This window comes from Streptomyces sp. NPDC033966 (assembly GCF_055575955.1).
Genome location: NZ_JBVIRQ010000011.1, coordinates 165857 through 185669 on the forward strand (window position 1 = coordinate 165857; position 19813 = coordinate 185669).

17 protein-coding genes are annotated in these 19813 nt (G+C 74.6%); 13 read left to right on the forward strand and 4 right to left on the reverse strand.

Translation table 11 applies throughout. The features are described 5' to 3' along the window. Window positions 1–62: 62 nt before the first annotated feature. Window positions 63–1046 carry a LuxR family transcriptional regulator gene (locus ACZ518_RS28695; protein ID WP_469115902.1) on the forward strand — a complete coding sequence of 328 codons (984 nt, stop codon included), beginning with the start codon at window positions 63–65 and terminating at the stop codon, window positions 1044–1046. A 440-nt stretch (window positions 1047–1486) separates the two neighbouring features. On the opposite strand, the gene ACZ518_RS28700 is transcribed toward ACZ518_RS28695, so the two are convergent. After that, window positions 1487–2557: a hypothetical protein gene (locus tag ACZ518_RS28700; protein WP_469115903.1), complete on the reverse strand. Its 1071-nt coding sequence runs from the start codon at window positions 2555–2557 to the stop codon at window positions 1487–1489. A gap of 395 nt (window positions 2558–2952) precedes the next feature. Here ACZ518_RS28700 and ACZ518_RS28705 point away from each other — a divergent pair, with 395 nt between their 5' ends. The 4 genes from ACZ518_RS28705 (at window position 2953) to ACZ518_RS28720 (ending at window position 5916) form a co-directional block, all read left to right on the forward strand. Next, window positions 2953–3630, forward strand: a complete 678-nt coding sequence (locus ACZ518_RS28705; RefSeq protein ID WP_469115904.1) for a DUF998 domain-containing protein — start codon at window positions 2953–2955, stop codon at window positions 3628–3630. A gap of 42 nt (window positions 3631–3672) precedes the next feature. Then, window positions 3673–4131, forward strand: coding sequence for a DUF5990 family protein (locus tag ACZ518_RS28710; protein ID WP_469115905.1), 459 nt, complete (start codon window positions 3673–3675; stop codon window positions 4129–4131). Window positions 4132–4225: 94 nt separating this feature from the next. Next, on the forward strand, window positions 4226–5371 hold the full coding sequence (locus tag ACZ518_RS28715) for a hypothetical protein (protein WP_469115906.1): 1146 nt from the start codon (window positions 4226–4228) through the stop codon (window positions 5369–5371). 17 nt (window positions 5372–5388) lie between these two features. After that, window positions 5389–5916, forward strand: coding sequence for an HIT family protein (locus tag ACZ518_RS28720; RefSeq protein WP_469115907.1), 528 nt, complete (start codon window positions 5389–5391; stop codon window positions 5914–5916). Between the two features lie 34 nt (window positions 5917–5950). On the opposite strand, the gene ACZ518_RS28725 is transcribed toward ACZ518_RS28720, so the two are convergent. The 3 genes from ACZ518_RS28725 to ACZ518_RS28735 all read right to left on the reverse strand — a co-directional run bounded on the left by ACZ518_RS28725 (window position 5951) and on the right by ACZ518_RS28735 (window position 8906). Then, window positions 5951–6292 (reverse strand): HopJ type III effector protein, encoded by a 342-nt coding sequence (locus ACZ518_RS28725; protein WP_469115908.1) that lies wholly within the window; start codon window positions 6290–6292, stop codon window positions 5951–5953. A 171-nt stretch (window positions 6293–6463) separates the two neighbouring features. Beyond that, on the reverse strand, window positions 6464–7123 hold the full coding sequence (locus tag ACZ518_RS28730; RefSeq protein WP_469115909.1) for an HAD family hydrolase: 660 nt from the start codon (window positions 7121–7123) through the stop codon (window positions 6464–6466). Between the two features lie 76 nt (window positions 7124–7199). Beyond that, window positions 7200–8906, reverse strand: coding sequence for a glycoside hydrolase family 13 protein (locus ACZ518_RS28735; protein WP_469115910.1), 1707 nt, complete (start codon window positions 8904–8906; stop codon window positions 7200–7202). A gap of 284 nt (window positions 8907–9190) precedes the next feature. Here ACZ518_RS28735 and ACZ518_RS28740 point away from each other — a divergent pair, with 284 nt between their 5' ends. Genes ACZ518_RS28740 through ACZ518_RS28775 form a run of 8 tightly spaced genes read left to right on the forward strand, consistent with a single transcriptional unit; the run spans window position 9191 to window position 19811 of the window. After that, window positions 9191–10807, forward strand: coding sequence for a glycoside hydrolase family 13 protein (locus ACZ518_RS28740; RefSeq protein ID WP_469115911.1), 1617 nt, complete (start codon window positions 9191–9193; stop codon window positions 10805–10807). Next, window positions 10804–12105, forward strand: a complete 1302-nt coding sequence (locus ACZ518_RS28745; RefSeq protein WP_469115912.1) for an aspartate aminotransferase family protein — start codon at window positions 10804–10806, stop codon at window positions 12103–12105. The genes ACZ518_RS28740 and ACZ518_RS28745 overlap by 4 nt, the downstream gene beginning before the upstream one ends. Beyond that, window positions 12102–13175 (forward strand): zinc-dependent alcohol dehydrogenase, encoded by a 1074-nt coding sequence (locus tag ACZ518_RS28750; protein ID WP_469115913.1) that lies wholly within the window; start codon window positions 12102–12104, stop codon window positions 13173–13175. The genes ACZ518_RS28745 and ACZ518_RS28750 overlap by 4 nt, the downstream gene beginning before the upstream one ends. 2 nt (window positions 13176–13177) lie before the next feature. Beyond that, complete coding sequence (locus ACZ518_RS28755; protein ID WP_469115914.1) at window positions 13178–14089, forward strand: carbohydrate kinase family protein; 912 nt, start codon at window positions 13178–13180, stop codon at window positions 14087–14089. Next, complete coding sequence (locus tag ACZ518_RS28760; protein ID WP_469115915.1) at window positions 14086–14778, forward strand: HAD family hydrolase; 693 nt, start codon at window positions 14086–14088, stop codon at window positions 14776–14778. Before ACZ518_RS28755 ends, ACZ518_RS28760 begins: the two co-directional genes overlap by 4 nt. Next, window positions 14775–16049, forward strand: coding sequence for a condensation domain-containing protein (locus ACZ518_RS28765; RefSeq protein WP_469115916.1), 1275 nt, complete (start codon window positions 14775–14777; stop codon window positions 16047–16049). The genes ACZ518_RS28760 and ACZ518_RS28765 overlap by 4 nt, the downstream gene beginning before the upstream one ends. 11 nt (window positions 16050–16060) lie before the next feature. Beyond that, on the forward strand, window positions 16061–18385 hold the full coding sequence (locus tag ACZ518_RS28770) for a lantibiotic dehydratase (protein ID WP_469115917.1): 2325 nt from the start codon (window positions 16061–16063) through the stop codon (window positions 18383–18385). After that, a complete protein-coding gene (locus ACZ518_RS28775) occupies window positions 18372–19811 on the forward strand; it encodes an AMP-binding protein (protein WP_469115918.1) in 1440 nt (479 codons plus the stop codon). The genes ACZ518_RS28770 and ACZ518_RS28775 overlap by 14 nt, the downstream gene beginning before the upstream one ends. Window positions 19812–19813: the final 2 nt, after the last annotated feature.

The following is a 19813-nucleotide window of genomic DNA, read 5'->3' on the forward strand; positions in this document are numbered from 1 at the left end:
GCCGGTCGTGCCAGTGGCACTGATCGGCCACGCCCGCCCCGCGGTCGTCGATAATGCGGTGCATGGCGAACGCGAAACTGGGCGAGGCCCTGCGGATGCTGGGGATCGGCCCCGCGGCGGGCCGCGTGTACCTGGCACTTCTCGAACTGGCCCCCGCTCCGCTCGCCGAGATCGGGGAGGCGGCCGGACTGGACGGCGCCGAGTTCCCCGCGGCGTACGCCGAGCTGGTCGACGCCGGACTGGCCAGCGCCGCCGCGGAGGGCGCGGACGTGGTGGCCCCGGTGCCTCCCGCCGCGGGCCTGGAGATCCTCGCCAGGCACCGGGCGGCCGAGCTCGAAGGGTCGCGCATCACCGTGGGCGGGGCGTTCGAGTCGTTCCGCCGCCAGCGGCTCGCGGCGTACAACGACAACCTCGTCGAGGTGGTGACCGGCGACGCCATCGGCCCGAGGATGCGCCAGGCCTGGACCAGCGCCCGCACGCAGATCCGTCAGCTCGACTCGCCGCCCTACTTCCCGCTGGCGGGCGCCCTCGATGACGCGCTGGCGACACTCGCCCGCGGCGTGACCCAGCGGGTCGTCTACTCGAAGGCGTCACTAGAGATGCCCGGACAGCTGGAGAAGGCCATCGAGCCGTGCATCGAGGCCGGCGAGCAGGCCAGGGTGGCGCCGACGGTCCCGGTCAAGCTGGTGATCATCGACGAGTCGTACGCGCTGGTGTCCCTGTCGATCAGGGAGGCGGACGTACACAACACGATGCTGGTGGTGCAGCCGTGCGGTCTGCTCTCCGCACTCCTCGCCCTGTTCGAGCAGACCTGGCAGCAGGCCCTCCCCTTCCACGGCCGCGCCACCCGCCCGGCCGGCCTGCCGCCGGCCGACCGCCGCCTGCTCCGCCTCCTCGCCGGCGGCGCGAGCGACGAGGTCATCGCCCGCGAACTGGGCATCAGCCGCCGCACCTTCTTCCGCCGGCTCCAGATACTGATGGCCCGCCTGGGCGCCGAGAACCGCTTCCAGATGGCCCTCCAGGCACAGCGCAGCGGCTGGCTGTGAGGGCGTTCGCAGTAAGAGGGCGCGTGGTTCAGGCGTCCGGGCGCGCGGCACGGAAGGTGCGGCGCCATGCGCGGGCGTACGACGCAGGAGCGGGCGACGCCGTGGGCGACGCCGCTGCCGTGGTCGCGGCGCACGATGCCCCGGCGCGGCCGGCGCGGCCGTCCAGGCTGCACCGAGCAGCCTGGCCCGCGGGCGCCAGGCCGCAGGGCTCGTCCCCGTCAGGTGCCGGAAGCGCCGGGTGAACATGCGCTCGCTCATGGCCGCGGCGTGCGTCCATTCGGCGTTGCCCACCGCCACGTCGGGGTGGGCCGGGTAGGCGCGGCACAACGTGGAGAACGGCTGCTCGTGGGGGACGTCTCGCCTGGGGCGGCGCCCCAGGCCGGACCGGCGCCCCAGGCCGGTGGTGTCCCGCGGCGCCGCAGCCGAGTGCCGAACAGGCCCTAGGGGCGGCCCGAGTGGAGGGCCGCCAGGCCGCGGGCGTGGTCGAATGCCGCCGCGGCATCCTGCTCGTCGGCCCAGGGCGCCGCTCCGCACCACCCGCCGATGAGCCGGAACTGCGCCAGGGCCTCCGCGTACCGCCCCGTCTTCACGAGTGCGGCGGCGTACAGGTGCCGTATCGAGGGAAGCCGGCGGTCCTCCGGGGCGGCCTGCGCCAGGTCGGCCTGAACGCGGGCGAGCGCGGACTTGGTGGCCCAGGTGCGGTAGGCGGCCTCGCCGTCCTGGAGCGTGGCTTCGTACACGGCGTGCAGGTAGATGCCCGAGATCAGGCTCCCGGCCGGAGCGGACGCCGCCGCCTGCTTGGCGAATTTGAACATCAGCTGGTGGGAGCCGTACCACTTCGCGCACCAGTACTGGAGGGCGTGCCAGTGCGCGTCGTAGTGCTGCGGCGCGCGGCTCGTGACCTCGCTCCACAGGCGGCGGAACTCGTCGTGGGGGAGCCCCAGTCCACGCGCGGCGGCGACCATCGTGACCCACGGGGACGGATCGCTCGGCGCCAGCCTGGCCGCTTCCTGGGCGGCGTACATGGCGGTCGGCAGCAGCTCGCCGAACAGCGCCATCTGCTCGTGGGAGGTCTGATTGACGTACTTCTCGCCGCGCGCCGCCCAGGCGCGGAGCAGCAGGGCGTGGGCGTGTACGACGACGGCGTCCGCGTCGTGCGGCCGCCTGGCGCGCCAGATCCGCAGCCAGCGCTCGTCCTCCACGGCCAGATCCGCGAACGCCTCGACGAGCCGCCAGCGCTCCGCCCAGTCCTGGCGTTCCGCGGTGTCCGCGAGAAGCCTGGCCGCGGGTTCCCACTCGCCGTTCAGGGCGGCCTCGACGGCGAGGCGCAGCGCGGGCTCGTCCCGGGGCGGGCCGGAGCGCCGGCTGTCGAGCTGCTCGCGGGGGACGAGGCCGTAGGCGGAGGCGTCGAAGTGCCGGGCCTTGCGGTTGCGGATGGCGAGGCGGGTGGTGTGGACGAGCGCCCAGAGGAGGACGGCCAGACCGACGGCGGTGATGATGTTGGTGAGCACGAAGCGTAATCATCCCTGGTCGGGGTCACGACAAGCGAACGCTACGGCTAAGTGCCGGACTCGATTTCGGCCTCGGGTCCGTCCGTCCTCTCCGGCGTCCGCGGTCATGGGGAGCAGGGGCGTGGCACGGTGACGGCAAGGGCCGCGCCACGCCTGATGAAGTCTCGATTGCTGTCCTGATCCTGGGTGGCTGCCGTAGGCGCCAGCCTCGCCCAGCCCCGACGGGACCACCGAGTACACCGGCTCCACCGGGGTCGTCGGAACCGATGTGACGCACTGGACCGCGCCGGGGTAGGGCCTGCCCCACCCGGTCCCGGGGGGCTCATCGGAGTGCCCCGGCCCGTCGCCGCGTGATCGGCTGTCCGTACGTGATTCACGCGACGGAAGGCGGACGGGTGAGAGACCGGATCGGGTACTCGGCCTGGATTGTGGGCGTGGTGCAGTTCTTCGTGGTCCACGGGATCGTCGAGTCCGCCTGGGCGAGACCGTACAGCTGGGCGCGGAACAACATCAGCGATCTGGGCAACGCGCATTGCGCGCTCCAGCCGGATCCCGAACCTCGGTACATCTGCTCCCCCGAGCACGGCCTGATGAACACCTCGTTCACCACCCTGGGAGTGCTCCTCCTGGTGGGCGCCGCCCTGACCGGCGGTGCCCTGTGGCGCAGGGGTCCGGCCGCCGTCATGGCCCGGCTCCTGCTGGCCGTTGGGGGCGGGGGGTTCGTGCTGGCGGGGCTGGCCCCCGCGGACGTCGACGAGAACCAGCACGTCCTGGGCGCCCTTCTCATCATGGCGGTGGGCAACACCGGTCTCGTCCTGGCCGGGTTCGCCCTGGCGGAGCGGGTTCCGGCCGTACTGCGGTGGGGCACCGGCCTGCTGGGAACCACGGCGCTCACGGCCCTCGCCCTGTTCCTCGCACACCACTACGCAGGCCTCGGCATGGGCGGTACGGAGCGCGTCGCCGCGTTCCCCCTCCTGCTCTGGGCCCTGGCAGCAGGAGTCGGCGGCCTCCTCCGCAGTCCGGCTCGTACGGACGAGCCGACGCCCACGGGTCGGCTCAGCCGCGTCGGCTGAGGCTCTGCCCCGGCGGGAGCAGCCGCATGGCAGAGTGGCCCCGTGCAGATCCGGATCGAGGGATTCGACCTGCCGGGCCGCACCTGTGCGCCCGGTCCCGGCTTCCCCGGCTACGGCGACATCCACGTCGCCGTCCAGCCGCGTGCGCGGGACGCGCAGCCGCCGGCCCCCCGTCCCGGCGATGCCGGCTCGGCGGTCTGGACGCTGGACTGCACCGCGCGCCGGGGCGCCGCGGGCGTCGACGTCACGGGCCCCTGGATCCAGGGCCGTCCCGGACAGCGGTTCGTCTACCTCTCCTGGAGCGGGATCGACGGCGCCGGTGTCCGCACGGTGTTCCGCCGGGCCAAGCTCATGCTCGACGCCGTCGACCCCTCGGTGGCCGAAGCCGCCGCGGACGGCGGGCTGCTGGTCGCCCGCCTCGGCCTGACCGACGCCCACGGCAGGCCCCTGTGCGCCGCCGTCCGCCCGCCGGCCGTCACCTGGTCCGCCGCGGCGGACTGACGGCCCCGGGCCCCGGCCCGGTGGCCGGCCCGCTGGACGGTTCGAGGTGCCGGAACCTTTGAGGCCCGTCGAAGAGGTGGCGTACGGTGCTCATGTGTTGATCACAGGGGAGACGACCGAACCCGGGACCGCGCTGCTCCTCGCAGCAGCCCCGGTCGGCAAGGGCCGCCTCATCGCCGCCAGCAGCGTGCTGTCCACTCTCGCGGCCTGTCCGCCCAGCGCGCTGACCCGGACCGCGGCCGGGACGATCGTCGAGCTGGCCGATCCGACCGATCAGCAGACCGTCCTCACCCGCATCCGCGCCGCCGCCACCGCGCCGGGCCCGCTCACGCTCCTCCTGGCGGGGCAACTCCACCTCGACACCAGGCAGCACGGGATCCATCTGGCCCTGGCCCGCACGACACCCGCCACCCTGCGCTACACCGGGCTGCCCTGGGCCTGGCTGGCGAGCGAGCTGAAGCCGCGCCGCCCCGGGACCACGACCGTCCTCGTCGATCTGGTCGCCACCCCGGACGTGTGGCAGAAGATCTCCATGGACGGCCTGACGCTCGGCCACGGGACGTCGCTCTACGGCAGCGTCTCCCCGGCCCCCGCCCGCCACCGCGTCGCGGACCCCGCCTACCTGAAGGGCGTGGCCGGCATCTGGCGCAGCGGACTGACCCCGCCGCTCGCCGAACTCCACGCGATGGCGGCCTCCCGGGCCGGCGACGACACGGCCCTGCTCCTCGCGGCGGACGCCACCCCGGTGCCGGTGCCGGTGCCGACCCGCGCCGCACCGGCTCCGGCGGCGGACGCGGACCCGCTTCCCGCGATCCTCGCCACCGCCCACGCCGGGCAGCACGCCCGGGCCGCGTCGCTCGCCGCGCAGTGGGAGGGCTGGGCCGTCAACGCCTACGGGCCAGGGTCGGCCGAGGCCGTGCACTGGCTGGAGGTGCGGGCCGACGTCGCCCACATCGCGGGCGATGCGGCCGGCAGCTGCGAGCTGTGGATGGCCGCGGCCGACGCACGCCTGGGCCGGCACCAGGCCCCGGACGCCCCACCCGTCCAAGGGGCCGTGGACCGGGCCCACCACCAGTGGCAGCAGATCCCGGACCCGCGCAGGGCCAGAGAACTCGGCCCCCGCCTCGTGGCCCTGCGCCGCCGCGTACCCGGCCGGCGGCCGGGAGCCACGGACGCCGTGCAGCGCAGGCTCGAACTGCTCCACACCATGCCGGTCCCCGGGAGAACAGCGGGGACATGACCTCGGAGGGTTCCCACATGCCGATGGACCGACTGCCGATGGATCTCGACTCTTACGTGGCCCGGGCGCGAAGCGGCCCCTGCTTCGTCTGCGCGTTCCTCGCCGGAGATCCGGACTACCCCCACGAGACGGTCTTCGAGGACGAGGACCACATCGCGTTCATGGACCGATGGCCCACGGTGGAGGGGAAGGTCCTCGTCGCCCCGAAAGCGCACGTCGAGCACGTCGTGCGCGACCTGGACGAGGCGGCCTACAGCCGGCTGATGCTGTGCGTCCGGGAGGTTGCGCTCGCCGTCGAGGCCGTGTGCGGACCGGAGCGCACCTATCTCTACTCGCTGGGCAGCCAGCAGGGGAACGCCCATCTCCACTGGCACATCGCCGCCCTGCCGCCCGGGGTTCCCTACCACGAGCAGCAGTTCCACGCGCTGATGACGGAGAACGGGGTCCTGAAGCCGTCGCAAGGCCGGTCGGCCGCCATGGCCGCACGCATCCGCGAGGCGGTCAGTGCCCGCTCGTCCGCCGGAGGGGACGGGCGGGCGGGGTAGGCCCGACCGGCGGGTGGGGCCCGGAGGCCGCCGGTCAGCTCTTGCGGGCCAACGGCTGCCCGGCGAAGCTCACCCCTGCCAGGCCATGGGCCAGGAGGTTGCGGATGTTGCCGTGATCGGTGTCGTTCGGCGTCGCCAGCACACTGCGGTAGTGCTCGCCGAACGCCTGCAGCGCTTCCTGGTCGCTCAGCCCTTCCAGCAGGGCCAGTCCCAGGGTCTTGCAGGAACCCTCGTTCTCACCGGCGGCGTTCTCCAGTTCCCCGTTGCGGAACGCCTGCGGCTGGTACGCGTAGTGCGCGGCGACGAAGGCCAGGGTGTCGGCGAACTCGTGCTCACCCGACGCAAGGCTCGCCCGCAGCGAGTTCAGATCGGTCATGTCGGCTCCCTCGGGGTGAAAGGTCGAACAGACGATCCGATCGCCGTCCGTGACCGGACGACCATACCCCCCTCGGGGCCGACCGCCAGGAATCGCGCCACATGTCGGGACGAGCGGCATCACCGCAGGTCACGACGTACGATCGGGCGAACCGCCCGCTCCGGACACCCCCTAGAGCGCGATCGCCGTCCGGACGGCCTCCGGCAGGGAGTCGACGACCGGCCAGCCGGTGCGGGTCAGGCCGGCCCGGTCCTGGACGCCGCCGGTGTGCAGGACGGCGCGGACTCCCGCGCGGCGGGCGGCGTCGCCGTCGTCCTCGGTGTCGCCGATCAGGACGGTGCGGGCGGGCGTCACGCCGGTGGCGGCCAGCCTCGCCAGGTGGTTCAGCAGCTGTGGGTGCTTGCCGCCCGACGCGTCGCCGGTGCGGCCGGTGACCAGCGTGAAACGGCCGGCCAGGCCGTGCTCGGCCAGGGCGGTGGCCAGGGGCTCCTCGGGGTGGAGCGACAGCAGGGACTGGGGTACGCCCTGCCGGTCGGCGAGGGCGAGGGCCTCCAGGGCGCCGGCGGCGAGGGAGCTGCGGCCGCTCCGGTAGTGCGCGTGGTAGGCGGCGGCCATCTTCGCCAGGGTGTCCTGGTCGGGCACCACCGCGTGGGTGCGCCGGATCAGGTCCGTCGAGGAGAGGGAGAAGGCCGCGCGGTAGCGGTCGTACGTGATGGGGGCCAGGCCGGCCGCCCCGTAGGCGGCGTTCATGGCCTCCGCGATCAGCGGCCCGTCGTCGAGCAGGGTGCCGTTCCAGTCCCACACCAGGTGGGGCGTCGCCTCTGTGTTCATCGGGGGGAAGCTCCTTGTCGCCGGTGCGAGGCGGAGCGGCCGGGCACGGCGCCCGGCCGCTCCGCGCTCGTGTGGGTCAGACCGCCCACCAGACGGTGGTGTCCGGCTCGATCACGGCGACCGGCCCTTCGGGCCCCGCGCCGGTGGAGGCGAGCAGCACCTCGCCGGGAGCCGTCATCTCCACGGGCGCGCCGGTGATGTTGGCGGTGCAGACGAAGGAGCCCTCCGCGCTGTCGCGGCGGAAGGAGAGGACGCCCGCGGGCGCGTCCAGCCAGGTGACCTGCTCGCCGGCGCCGAGCGCCGGGTGCCGGCGACGGACCGCCAGGGCGCTGCGGTAGAGCTCCAGGGTGGAGGTGGGGTCACCGGTCTGGGCCTCCACGCTGAGCGAGGCCCACTCGGCGGGCTGCGGCAGCCAGCTCGGGCCGCCCTCCGGCCCGAAGCCGTACGGGGCCTCGGTGCCGGACCACGGGATCGGGACCCGGCAGCCGTCCCGGTAGCCGTCCTGGCCGTTGTGCCGGAAGAAGGACGGGTCCTGGCGGACCTCGTCGGGCAGGTCGACGACCTCGGGCAGGCCGAGTTCCTCGCCCTGGAAGACGTAGGCGGAGCCGGGCAGGGCGAGCATCAGCATGGTCGCGGCCCGCGCCCGGCGCAGGCCGAGTACGCGGTCGCCCGCGGTGCGCATCTGGGTGCCCTGGCCGGGCGGGTTGCCGAACCGGGTGGCGTGCCGGGTGACGTCGTGGTTGGAGAGCACCCAGGTCGCCGGTGCGCCGACGGAGCGCATCGCGTCCAGCGACACGTCGATCACCTCGCGCAGCGCGGCGGCGTCCCAGTCGGTGCCGAGGTACTGGAAGTTGAAGGCCTGGTGCAGTTCGTCCGGGCGGACGTACTTGGCGGTGCTGGTGACGGTCGGGGTCCAGGCCTCGGCCACGAAGATGCGGTCGTCGCCGTACTCGTTCAGGACGCGGCGCCAGTCGCGGTAGATCTCGTGGACGCCGTCCTGGTCGAAGAACGGCATCTCGTCGTTGCCGAGCAGCTTGAGCTGCTCCTTGGTGCCGATGTCGGGCAGCCCGGCGGCCTTGACCATGCCGTGGGCGACGTCGATGCGGATGCCGTCGATGCCGCGGTCGAACCAGAAGCGGATGATCGAGCGGAACTCGTCCCGGACGGCCGGGTGCTCCCAGTTGAAGTCCGGCTGCTCCGGGGCGAACAGGTGCAGGTACCAGTCGCCGGGGGTGCCGTCGGGGTCGGTGGTGCGGCTCCAGGCGGGGCCGCCGAATATCGACTCCCAGTCGTTCGGGGGGAGTTCGCCGTCCTCGCCCTTGCCGGGGCGGAAGTGGTAGCGCTCGCGCAGCGGGGAGCCGGGGCCCTCGCGCAGGGCCTGCTGGAACCATTCGTGCTGGTCGGACGAGTGGTTCGGGACCAGGTCCACGATCACCCGCAGGTCCAGGGCGTGGGCGTCGCGGATCAGCGCCTCGGCGTCGGCGAGGTCGCCGAACACCGGCTCGATCCGCCGGTAGTCGGAGACGTCGTAGCCGGCGTCGACCTGCGGGGAGGCGAAGATCGGCGACAGCCAGACGGCGTCCACGCCCAGGTCGCGCAGGTGGGGCAGGCGGGTCCGGACGCCGGGGAGGTCGCCGACGCCGTCGCCGTTGCCGTCGGCGAAGCTGCGCGGGAACACCTGGTAGATCACCGCGCCGCGCCACCACTCGGGGGAGGCCGGGGGGCGGGGGTCTGCGTCCGGCCGCGGGGCGGGCGCCGGCGCGTCGGCGACGGTCTGGGTCACTGAGGGTCTCCTCTGACGGGGGGTCACGGGGGCTCACGGGGGTCACGGGGGTCCGGTCGCTCGGCAGGACAGTAGTGCCGACCCACCCCCTTCTGGAAGATCTTGCAGAAATTTTCAGCAAGCAGGTCGAAGTCCTGCCCGCTAAACCCCTGTTCGTGCCGCGCTGAGCTGCAAGTTCTTGCAGAAAAATCGCGAAAGACCGTTGACGGTCTCAAGATCCGCCTCCTAGCCTCACCACGGCGCGCCAAGTCCGCATGTCCACCGACCGACGATTGGTTGCATTGATGCAGCACGCTCACGGCACTACCGGAGCCGCCTGGTGGCGGGATGCCGTCGTCTACCAGGTCTATCCGCGCAGCTTCGCCGACGGGAACGGTGACGGCGTCGGCGACCTCGCCGGCCTGCGTACCCGCCTGCCCTACCTGCGGGACCTCGGCGTCGACGCCCTGTGGATCACCCCGTTCTACGCCTCGCCCATGGTGGACGGCGGATTCGACGTCGCCGACCACCGCACGATCGACCCGCTGTTCGGGACGCTCGCCGACGCCGAAGCGCTGATCGACGACGCCCACGCCCTGGACCTGCGGGTGATCGTGGACCTGGTCCCCAACCACACCTCCGACCGGCACGAATGGTTCCAGCGCGCCCTGCGCGAGGGCCCCGGCTCCGCGCTGCGGACCCGCTACCACTTCCGTCCCGGCAGGGGCGAGGACGGCGAACTGCCCCCCAACGACTGGGAATCGGTGTTCGGCGGCCCGGCCTGGAGCCGCACCACCGACCCCGACGGCACCCCCGGCGACTGGTACCTGCACCTGTTCGCCCCCGAGATGCCCGACCTCGACTTCGACAGCCCGGCCGTCCGGGACGAGTTCCGCTCGGTCATCCGCTTCTGGCTGGACCGCGGCGCCGACGGCCTGCGGATCGCCGACGCCCACGGCCTGGTGAAGGCCGCCGGGCTGCCCGACCTCGGCCGCAGCGCCCAGGCCGGACTCCTCGGCAGCGAGGCCGTCCCGTACTTCGACCAGGACGGCGTCCACGAGATCCACCGCGAGTGGCGCCGGATCCTCGACGAGTACCCGGGGGAGCGCATCGCGGTCGCCGAGGCGGTCACCCCCGACGAGGAGCGGCTCGCGCTCTACGTGCGCGGCGACGAGCTCCACCACACCCAGAACTTCGACTACCTCTGCGCCCCCTGGGACGCCGAAGCCCTCCGCGCCACCGTCCGGCGGACCCTGGCCGCGCACGCGGCGGTCGGCGCCACCGCCACCTGGGGGCTCGGCAACGCCGACGTCCACCGCGTGGTCACCCGCTACGGCGACGGGGAAGCGGGGCTGCGCCGCGCCCGGGCCGCCGCCCTGCTGACCCTCGCGCTCCCCGGGGCCGCGTACGTCTACCAGGGCGACGAGCTCGGCCTGCCCGAGGTCCTCGACCTGCCCGAGGACGCCCTCCAGGACCCCCAGTGGGAGCGCTCCGGACACACCGAACGGGGCCGCGACGGATGCCGCGTCCCCCTCCCCTGGGAAGGAGCCGGCGCACCGTACGGCTTCGCCCCCGAGGGCGCCGGGCCCACCTGGCTGCCGCAGCCCGAGGCGTGGGCGAAGCTCAGCGTGGCCGTCCAGCAGCAGGACCCGGGGTCCACCCTGGCCCTCTACCGGGCCGCGCTGCGGATCCGCCGGCAGACGCAGGACCTCGGCGACGGCCCCCTCGACTGGCGGCCCGGCCCGCCCGGCACCCTGGTCTTCGCCCGCGGCGCCGTCGTCTGCACGGTCAACACCACCGGCGAGGCCGTCGAGCTGCCCCGCCCGGGCGAACTGCTGCTCGCCAGCACCCCCTTCGACACCCCGGACGCCGAGCGGATCAGCCTCCCGTCGGACACGGCCGCCTGGTGGCGGGCCCAGTGACCACCGACACCACCGACATCACCCTCACCACCGCCCCCGGCGCACTCACCGCCGAGCCCGCACTGGAGGGCGACGGCCTGTGGCTGCGCACCCCCCAGGGCCGCACCCTGCTGGACGCCGCCTCCGGCACCTTCAACCTGCCGCTCGGCTACGCCCACCCCCACGTCGTCACGGCCGTCCAGCAGCAGGCCGGCCGGATCTCCCACGCCGCCTCCGGCTTCACCCGGCCGGCCGGCGACGCGCTGGCCGCCCGGCTGCTCGCCCACGCCCCGGCGGGGCTCTCCCGCAGCTGGATCCGCGACGTGTCCGGCTCCACCGCCAACGAGTGCGCCGTGAAGATCGCCCAGAAGTACACCGGGCGCCGGCAGGTCGTCAGCTTCTTCCTCTCCCACCACGGCCAGACCATGGCGACCACGGCCATGTCCGGCAACGCCTTCCGGCGCCGGCCCTTCCCCGCCTCCGCCACCACCGAGACGCTCGTCGTCCCCGGTGCGTACTGCCACCGCTGCTTCTACAACTCCTCCTACCCGAGCTGCCAGGCGCTGTGCGCGACCCGGATCGAGGACTTCCTGGAGTACGCCAGCAGCGGCGACGTGGCGGCGGTGCTGGTCGAGCCGGTCCTGGGCAACGGGGGCAACATCGTGCCGCCGCCGGAGTTCTTCCGGGAACTGCGGCGGATCTGCGACCGGCACGGCATCGTGCTGATCGCCGACGAGGTGCAGACGGGCCTCGGCCGCACCGGCCACATGTTCGCCTCCGAACACCTCGGTCTGCGACCGGACGTCATCACCCTGGCCAAGGGCCTCGGCGGCATCGGCCTGCCCATCGGCGCCGTGCTGATGCGCGAGGAACTGGACGTCCTGGACCCCCACGACCACTCCTTCACCAGCGGCTCCAGCCTCCTCGGCCTCGCCGCCGCCCACGCCACCCTCGACGTACTGGAACAGCCCGGCTTCCTGGCACGCGTGGACGCACTGGGCGCGGCCATCGGCACCCGGCTGCGGGCCCTCGCCGACGAGGTGCCGGCCGTCAGCGACGTACGCGGCCTCGGCTACATGTGGGGCATCGAGCTGTCCCGCCCCGACGGTTCACCCGACCCGGAACTCGCCCGGGCGACCATCGCCGCCGCCGAGTCCGGGCACGACCTGGTGGTGCGCGGCTCCCGCTACGGCCTCGGCAACGTCGTCAAGGTCCGGCCCGCCCTCATAGCCGGGGAGCGGGACCTGGACGAGATCTGCGCCCGCCTGCGCCTGGCCCTGCTGGACGCGACCAAGACCCTGGAGAGTGACCGCCGATGACGCAGCCGAAGCCCATGAAGGCCCTCGTCTACCACGGCCCCTTCGACCTGCGCGTGGAGGAACGCCCGAGACCCCGGGCCACCGGACCCGACGACGTCGTGGTGCGGGTGCGGCGCACCGGCATCTGCGGCACCGACATCGGCATCGCCACCGGCAAGTACACGGCCAGCCCGGGCGTCGTCCTCGGCCACGAGAGCGTCGGAGAGGTCGCCGAGACCGGCCCGGGCGTCACCGACCTCCCGGTCGGCACCCCGGTGGTGGTCAACCCGACCTACTTCTGCGGCTCCTGCGCACCCTGCCGGTCGGGGCGGGAGAACCACTGCGCGCGCAAGCACGAGACCGAGGCGGGCGTGTCCGCCGACGGCCTGTTCGCCGAGTACTACCTGACCTCCCGGACGTTCGTCCACCCGGTCCCGGCGGGCACCGACCGCCTCGCGATGGTGCTGGGCGAGCCGCTGTCCTGCGCGATGACCGGCGTACGCAGGCTCCGCCTCACCCCGCAGCTGCGCGCCGCCGTCCTGGGCGCCGGCCCGATGGGCGTGATGTACGCGTCACTGCTGGCCCAGCAGGGGCTCGGCGGCGTCCTGGTGGAAACGTCCTCCGCACGTGCCGGCGTACTGCGCGAAGCCCTGCCGGGCCTCTGGCCCGTCGTGGGGAGCCTGCCCGAGGCGGTGGACCGCCTGGCCCGGCCGGGCACCGGCCTCGACGTGGTCGTCGACACCACCGGCGTCCTGCTGGAACAGGCCCTCGGCGTACTCAACCCGGGCGGCCAGCTGCTGCTCGTGGGGCTGAGCGGCGGCAGCGCCACCGTCGACCCCGCCTGGATCGCCGACAACAGCATCCAGGTGATCGGCTCGATCGACTCGCTCGGCACCTTCGGCGACGCGGTGGAACTCCTGGCCAACGGTGCGCTCCCGCTCGACGGCGCCGTGACCGCCGAAGTCCCCCTGGAGGAGTTCGCCCGCGCCTTCGCCCTGCTGGGCGTGGACCTGGCGGCAGGACGCCGTACCGAACCCACCGGCCACCTCAAGGTGTGCCTGACCCCGGCCCCCGCCGGAGAGGAGCAGTGAGCATGACCTCCAGCGACGTCGTCGTGATCGGCTTCAACACCATGGACCTGGTGTTCACCGGCCGGGAAGCCCTGCGCCCCGACCAGAAGGTCTACGCCGACAGCCTCCGGCAGCACGCGGGCGGGCAGGGCTCCAACGCCGCCGTCGACCTGGCCGGCCTGGGCCTGGCCGTCCACTACGTGGGCATGTTCGGCGACGACGCCTGGGGCGAGCGGGTCCGGGCCTCGATGACCGACGCGGGCATCGCCGTGGAGGGGTCCGTCACCGTGCCGGACTGCCCCAACCACGTGGCGGTGGTGGCCGTCGACACCACCTCCGGCACCCGCTCGATCGTGATGTGCAAGGACCCGCGGCTCACCGCCCCCGCCGGCCTCGTCCCCGCCGGGGCCCTGAGCCGGACCCGGGCCTTCTACACCGACGGGCACGAGTTCGAGGCCTCCGTGACCGCCGCCGAACTGGCCCGCAGCCTGGGCGTACGGGTCTTCGCCGACCTGGAGGTCGCCCGCGAGGACGCCGCCCGCCTCCTCGCGCACGTGGACGAACTGGCCGCCCCGCTGGAGGTGATCCGCGCCCTCGCCGGGACGGACGACGAGGCCCGGGCGCTCGCGTACGTGCGCTCCCTCGGCCCGTCCGTGGCGGTCGCCACCAAGGGCGCCGAGGGCTGCGCCGGACTGGACGAGGAGGGACGGTACTTCGTGGCGGCGGCCCACCCGGCCGAAGTCACCGACAGCACCGGAGCCGGGGACGCATTCCACGCCGGCTTCGTCGCCGCCCGGCTGCGCGGCGCCGGGGTCCAGGAGGCCGCGGCCTTCGGGAACCGGGCCGGCGCGCTCAAGTGCGAGCACCCCGGGCCCCGGGTGCCGCTTGAGGCCATGGCACGGCTGCGCGACCAGCCCGAAGGGCCCGCGGCGTGAGGGACCTGCTCGAACACGGCGGCCGGCCGGTCGCCGCGGCGCTCTTCGACTGCGACGGCCTGCTGGCCGACACCGAACCGCTGTGGGGCACCGCCATGGAGCTCGTGCTGCGCTCCCTCGGCCGGGAGACCGACGTGGAGGCGCTGACCCTCGAACTGACCGGGGCGTCCATCGCCCGGACCGTGGAACGCCTCCACGCACTCGCGGACACCCCCGGGCTGACGCCGTACGAGGTCGAGGCGCGGCTGCTCGGCCGCTACGCCGAGGCGGTGGCCCGGGAGGGCGTGCGCCCCATGCCGGGGGCCGTGGAACTGGTGCGGGCCCTCGCCCGGGACGTGCCGGTCGCCGTGGTGTCCAACAGCCCGGAGGCGGCGGTCCGGACCGTGCTCGGGGCCGTGGGCCTGGCGGACCAGGTGTCCGCCGTGGTCGGCGCGCACGGCGCCTGCCGCCCCAAGCCCGACCCGCAGCCGTACCTGACGGCCTGTGCGGTGCTCGGCGTCCGGCCCGCGGCGTGCGTCGCGTTCGAGGACTCGCCGGACGGCGCGCGGGCGGCCGCCGGCGCGGGGCTGCGGCTGCTGGTCGTCCCGGCTCCGGGCGTCCCCGCGGCCGCCTACCCGGCGGGAGCGACCCTGCTGCGCTCGCTGGCCGAGGTACTGCCCGACCGCACGCCGGCGGGGGAACGGCCGTGACCGGAACCTCGGAGATATCCGACACCCAGGCCTCCATCCTCGGATTCCTCACGGCGGCCGGGGACCCCGCCGACGGCGACCCGTACGTACTGGCCCGCGTGCTGGAGCTGCGCGGACCCGTCGACCCGGCCCGCTTCACCGCCGCGGCCCGCGCACTGGCCGACCGCCACGAGGCGCTGCGCACCGTGTTCGAGCACGGCCCGGACGGCTGGACGCAGCGCGTGCTCGCCCCCGGAGCGGCCGCCGTCGACGTCCGCCACGTCCAGGTGGCCGGGGGAGACCCGGAGGCACTCGCACTGGTCGCCGGGGAACGGGCCAGGAGCTTCGACGTACGGCGCGACACCCAGCTGCGCGTACGGCTGTACCGCACGGGCGCCGACCGCCACCTCGCCGCGTTCCTGTTCCACCACCTGACCTGCGACGGCTGGTCGATGGCGATCGCACTGCGCGACTTCGGCGCCCTGTACGCGGGCCGGGCACTGCCCGAGCCCGGCAGGTTCCGCGACTTCGCGGCCTGGCAGCGCCGGCGTTCCCAGGGCGAGTCGTGGGAACGCCACCTCGCCTACTGGGCGGACAGGCTGGAGGGGTTCCGGCCCGAGGGCGCCCTCGCCGAGGCCGCCTCCACGGCGGGCGACCACCGGGCCGGGAAGGCCTGGGTCCAGGTGCCCGAGACCCTCCAGCGCCCGCTGCTCGCGGCCGCCGGGAAGGCCCGGGTCAGCCCCTACGTCGCGCACTCGGCGGCCTGGGCCCTGGGCATCGCCGACGTACTCGGAGAACAGTCGTTCCTGCTGGCCGGCCCGGTGGCGCTGCGGCACGCACGCGGCGGCGAGCACATGGTCGGCGACCTCACCAACATGCTGCTCTGCCCGCTGCGCGTCACGCCGGACACGACGGAACACGAGCTGGTCGCGGCGATGCACCGGGGGCACTACGCGGCGCTGGGCAGGCTCGACGTCCACTACCAGCGGGTGCTGCGCGCGCTGGAGCTGCCGACCGCCTACCACGCCCGGATCGGCTACCACACGCAACCGCGCGCCGACCTCGCCGTGCCGGGACTGGAGGCACGGGCCGTCCGCCTGCCGGGCGAGCTGACCAGCCGCCGACTGGTCGCGCTGGAGCTGGACGCCTCGACGGCCGGCCCGTCGGGCGCCGTGGTCCACCGCCGCGCGCTGCTGCCCGACCGGGACGCCGAGGAGCTTGCCGCCGCCTATCTGCGCCGCCTGGAGGCGTGCGGACGGGCCCTGGACGAGTGGGGAACGGGGAGACCGTGACCGGGGAAGTCATGACAGAGGATCACATACCGCTCGGCAACAGCCGCTGGAGGCTGTGGAAGGGCGCCGTGCTGCGCGGAGCCGGGTTCCCCTGGCAGGTCGTCGACGCCTTCACCGACCCCGGTCTGGCCCGCGCGGCCGACCTGGTGAACGAGGACACCGCCGCCAAGGGCCGGCGCCGCCCGGAGCAGGAGCGGGCCGACGAGTTCACCGGCCGATTCGAGGCCGCCGCCGGCCGGATGGCCGGCGCGGTGGCCGAACTCGCCCGCGACCCGCGCTTCCGCGAGGCCGTCACCTGGCAGAACCCTGAGTTCGTACGCACCTGCCTGGACCGCGGGCCGGCCGGCGCGCGCCGCGACGCCAGGGCGCGCAAACGCGAATCGTCGATCGTCGCCTACGCCCAGCGCTACGCCACCAAGAACGAGTCGATCGGCTTCTTCGGCCCGGTCGGCTGGGCCGAATGGCAGCCCTCGTCCGAACACACCCGCGTACTGCCCGGCACCGCACTGCTGGGCCGGCGCACGGTGTACTTCGAGTCCTGGGCGATCGACCGGGTCGCCCGCGCCTTCGCCGCCCGGCCCGAGCTGCTCCCCGGGCTGCCGCCCCGCCCCGTGCCGGCCCAACTGGTGCGCGACGGCGCGGTCCTGCGCCCCACCGGCGCGCCCGTACCGCTGGACCCGCTCGAAGCGGAGGTCCTCGCACGGTGCGACGGCACACGCACGGTACGGGAGCTCGCCGCCGCGCTGGACCTGCCCGAACAGCGGGTCGCCGAAGTGGTCCGGGACCTGGAGCGGCGCGACGTGCTCCGCCTGGACCTCGGCGGGCCCCTGGAGACCCACCCCGAGCTGCGGCTGCGCGAGCGCCTCACCCGCGTCCCCGACGCCCCGGCCCGCGAGGCCGCGCTGCGCGACCTCGACGCGCTCACCGGGGCGCGCGACCGGGTGGCGGCGGGCGCCGGCGACCCCGAGCGGCTGGCCGGCGCGCTCGCCGGGCTCGACGGCGTCTTCGAGGCGCTGACCGGCGAGTCCGCCACCCGCCTGCACGGCCGGACGTACGCGGGCCGCACCCTGGTCTACGAGGACACCACCCGCGAGGTGCGCGCCGGCTTCGGCGCGGGCGTGCTGCGCGAACTCACCGACCCGCTGGTGCCCGTACTGGACAGCGCCCGGTGGCTGGCGGCCCGGATCGGCGGGGCGTACCTCGACCGGTTCGACGCGTACCTGACCCGCAAGCAGACCCGGACCGGCCGGGACTGGGTGCCGCTGACCTCCCTCCTCGCCCTCGCCACCCGCGACCTGTACACCGGCGCGGGCACCCCGGCACTCGCCGCCGAGGCCACCGCCGAGCTCCAGCGCCGGTGGGCGGCGGTCCTCGCCGTGCCCGAGGGAGTGCGCCGCCACGAGGTGGCGGCCGGGGACATCGCGTCCGCCGTCCGGGAGACGTTCGCCTCCGCCGCACCGCCCTGGGCGGGGGCACGGCACCACTCGCCCGACGTGATGCTGGCCGCCGCGTCGGTGGACGCCGTGAACCGGGGCGAGTTCCACCTCGTCCTCGGCGAGCTGCACCTCGCCTACAACACGGTGGAGGCCAGGGCCCTGGTCGAGCAGAGCCCCGACCGGGCGCGGCTCCTCGCCCTCGCCGAACGGGCCGCCGGACCGGGGCGCGTCATGCTGGCCGCCCCGCGCAGCTGGGGCGCGGTCACCAGCCGTACCAGCCCGCCCTCGGCACTGCTGTCGCCCGCGTGGACGTACTGGGCCCTGGGCGAGGACGACGTCTGCCACCTGCCCGGCGAGGTGCTGCCCGCCGCCGCGCTGGAGGCCGGCCGCACCGACGAGGGCCTCGTGGTGCGGCACCTGCCGGACGGACGGACCTTCCCGCTGGCCGAGGTGATCGGCGACCACCTGTCGGCGGTCACGGTCAACGCCTTCCGGATGCTGCCCCGCGGGCGCCACACGCCCCGCGTGAGCATCGGCCGCCTCACCGTGGCCCGCGAGACCTGGCGGCTGCCGGCCCGCCGCTTCGACTGGGCGTTCCAGCTCGACGAGCGCACCCGGTACCTCCAGATGCGGGCCTTCGTGGCGCGGCACGGACTGCCCGAGCGGGTGTTCTGCTCGGTGCCGCTGGAGATGAAGCCCACCTTCGTGGACTTCAGCAGCATCCCGCTCACCAACACGCTCGCCGCGATGGTGCGCCGGACGGCCCGGGAGGGCGGCGGGGGCGACATCACCCTGTCGGAGCTGCTGCCGGACGCGGACTCGCTCTGGCTGACCGACCACTCCGGGGCGCCCTACACCTGCGAACTGCGAACGGTGGTCTTCGACGATGACCGGCACTGAACCCCGCGGCCCGGCCGCCCTGGTGGAGCCCGTACGGGCCTCCGCCCGGCGGGCGCCGGACGCCGTGGCGCTGAGCGGACAGGGAGAGACCCTCACCTACCGGCGGCTGCTGGAGCGGATCGACACCGCCGCGGCCCGGCTGCGCGCGGCCGGCGTCGCCCCGGGCGACACCGCCGTACTGCACGCCACGCGCGACCCCCGCCTGCCCGTGACGCTGCTCGCCGCCTGGTCCGCCGGGGCGTGCGTGGCCCTGCTGGACTCCGCCCTGCCGTCCGGACGCCTCGCCGCCTGCGAGGCGTTGGTCCGGCCCCGCTGGCGGCTCGCCGGAGACCGGGCCGAACCGTACGGCGCGCCCGGTCCCCGCCCGGAGCGGGGCGGCAGCCACATCCTGCTCACCTCCGGAACGACGGGTGGCCCCGCCGCGGTACTGGTCGGGCCGGGCGCGCTGCGCCGAGGCCTCGACTGGTACGCCGAAACGTTCCGCCCCGGCCCGGACGACCGGGTGGCGCTCCTGGCCGGACTCGGACACGACCCCCTGCTGCGCGACATCCTGGTGCCGCTGAGCAGCGGCGGCACCCTGCTCGTCCCGCCGGCCGACGTCTTCGCCCACCCCGCGGCGCTGCTCGGCTTCCTGCGGCACGCGGCGCCGACCGTCCTGCACACCACCCCGGCGCTGCTGGAGCTGCTGCTCGCCGCGGACACCGCGTCGGACGGCGGCGCCCTGCGCTCACTGCGGCTGGTCGTCTCCGGCGGCGCACGGCTCGGAGCCGGCCTCGCCCGGCGCCTGCGCCGGACCTGTGACGCGACGCTCGTCAACGCCTACGGGGCCACCGAGACCCCGCAGATCGCCTCCTGCGCACCCGTGGACGTGGACGCCCTCGACGCGGCCGGCATCCCCGACACCGCCGGGCTGGACATCGGCGGCGGCGTGGCCGGAGCCGAGCTGCTGCTCGCCCCGGACAGCGGCGAGGTGCTGGTGCGCAGCCCCAGCCTGGCCCTCGGATACCTCGACGGGACCGGCCGCGAGGGGCGCTTCGCCGCCGACCCGGGCGCGGCGCCGGGCTACGGCCTCTACCGCACCGGTGACCGCGGCGAGCGGCTGCCCGGCGGTGGCATCCGCATCACCGGCCGGCTGGACCGCGAACTGTCCGTGAACGGACACCGGCTCGCCCCGGAGGAGATCGAGTCCGCCGCCCGCCGCCACCCCGCCGTCCTGGAGGCGCACGCGGAGGCGGTGGCGGGCCCGGCCGGGGAGGTCCTGGGGCTGACGGTGGTCCCCCTGCCGGGCGTACCGATCGCTCCGCGCGAGATCCGCACCCACCTCGCCGCGCTCCTTCCCCGCCACGCCGTCCCGGCCAGGATCCGGACCACCCCCGGGCTCACGCTCGGCCCCACCCACAAGACGACCTCGGAAAAGTGGAGTTGAAC

Coding starts and splice junctions, on each gene's coding strand:
- ACZ518_RS28695 (WP_469115902.1), top strand. CDS start 63: ATGGCGAACGCGAAACTGGGCGAGGCCCTGCGGATGCTGGGGATCGGC.
- ACZ518_RS28720 (WP_469115907.1), top strand. CDS start 5,389: ATGCCGATGGACCGACTGCCGATGGATCTCGACTCTTACGTGGCCCGG.
- ACZ518_RS28725 (WP_469115908.1), bottom strand. CDS start 6,292: ATGACCGATCTGAACTCGCTGCGGGCGAGCCTTGCGTCGGGTGAGCAC.
- ACZ518_RS28730 (WP_469115909.1), bottom strand. CDS start 7,123: ATGAACACAGAGGCGACGCCCCACCTGGTGTGGGACTGGAACGGCACC.
- ACZ518_RS28740 (WP_469115911.1), top strand. CDS start 9,191: ATGCAGCACGCTCACGGCACTACCGGAGCCGCCTGGTGGCGGGATGCC.
- ACZ518_RS28750 (WP_469115913.1), top strand. CDS start 12,102: ATGACGCAGCCGAAGCCCATGAAGGCCCTCGTCTACCACGGCCCCTTC.
- ACZ518_RS28755 (WP_469115914.1), top strand. CDS start 13,178: ATGACCTCCAGCGACGTCGTCGTGATCGGCTTCAACACCATGGACCTG.
- ACZ518_RS28770 (WP_469115917.1), top strand. CDS start 16,061: ATGACAGAGGATCACATACCGCTCGGCAACAGCCGCTGGAGGCTGTGG.
- ACZ518_RS28775 (WP_469115918.1), top strand. CDS start 18,372: ATGACCGGCACTGAACCCCGCGGCCCGGCCGCCCTGGTGGAGCCCGTA.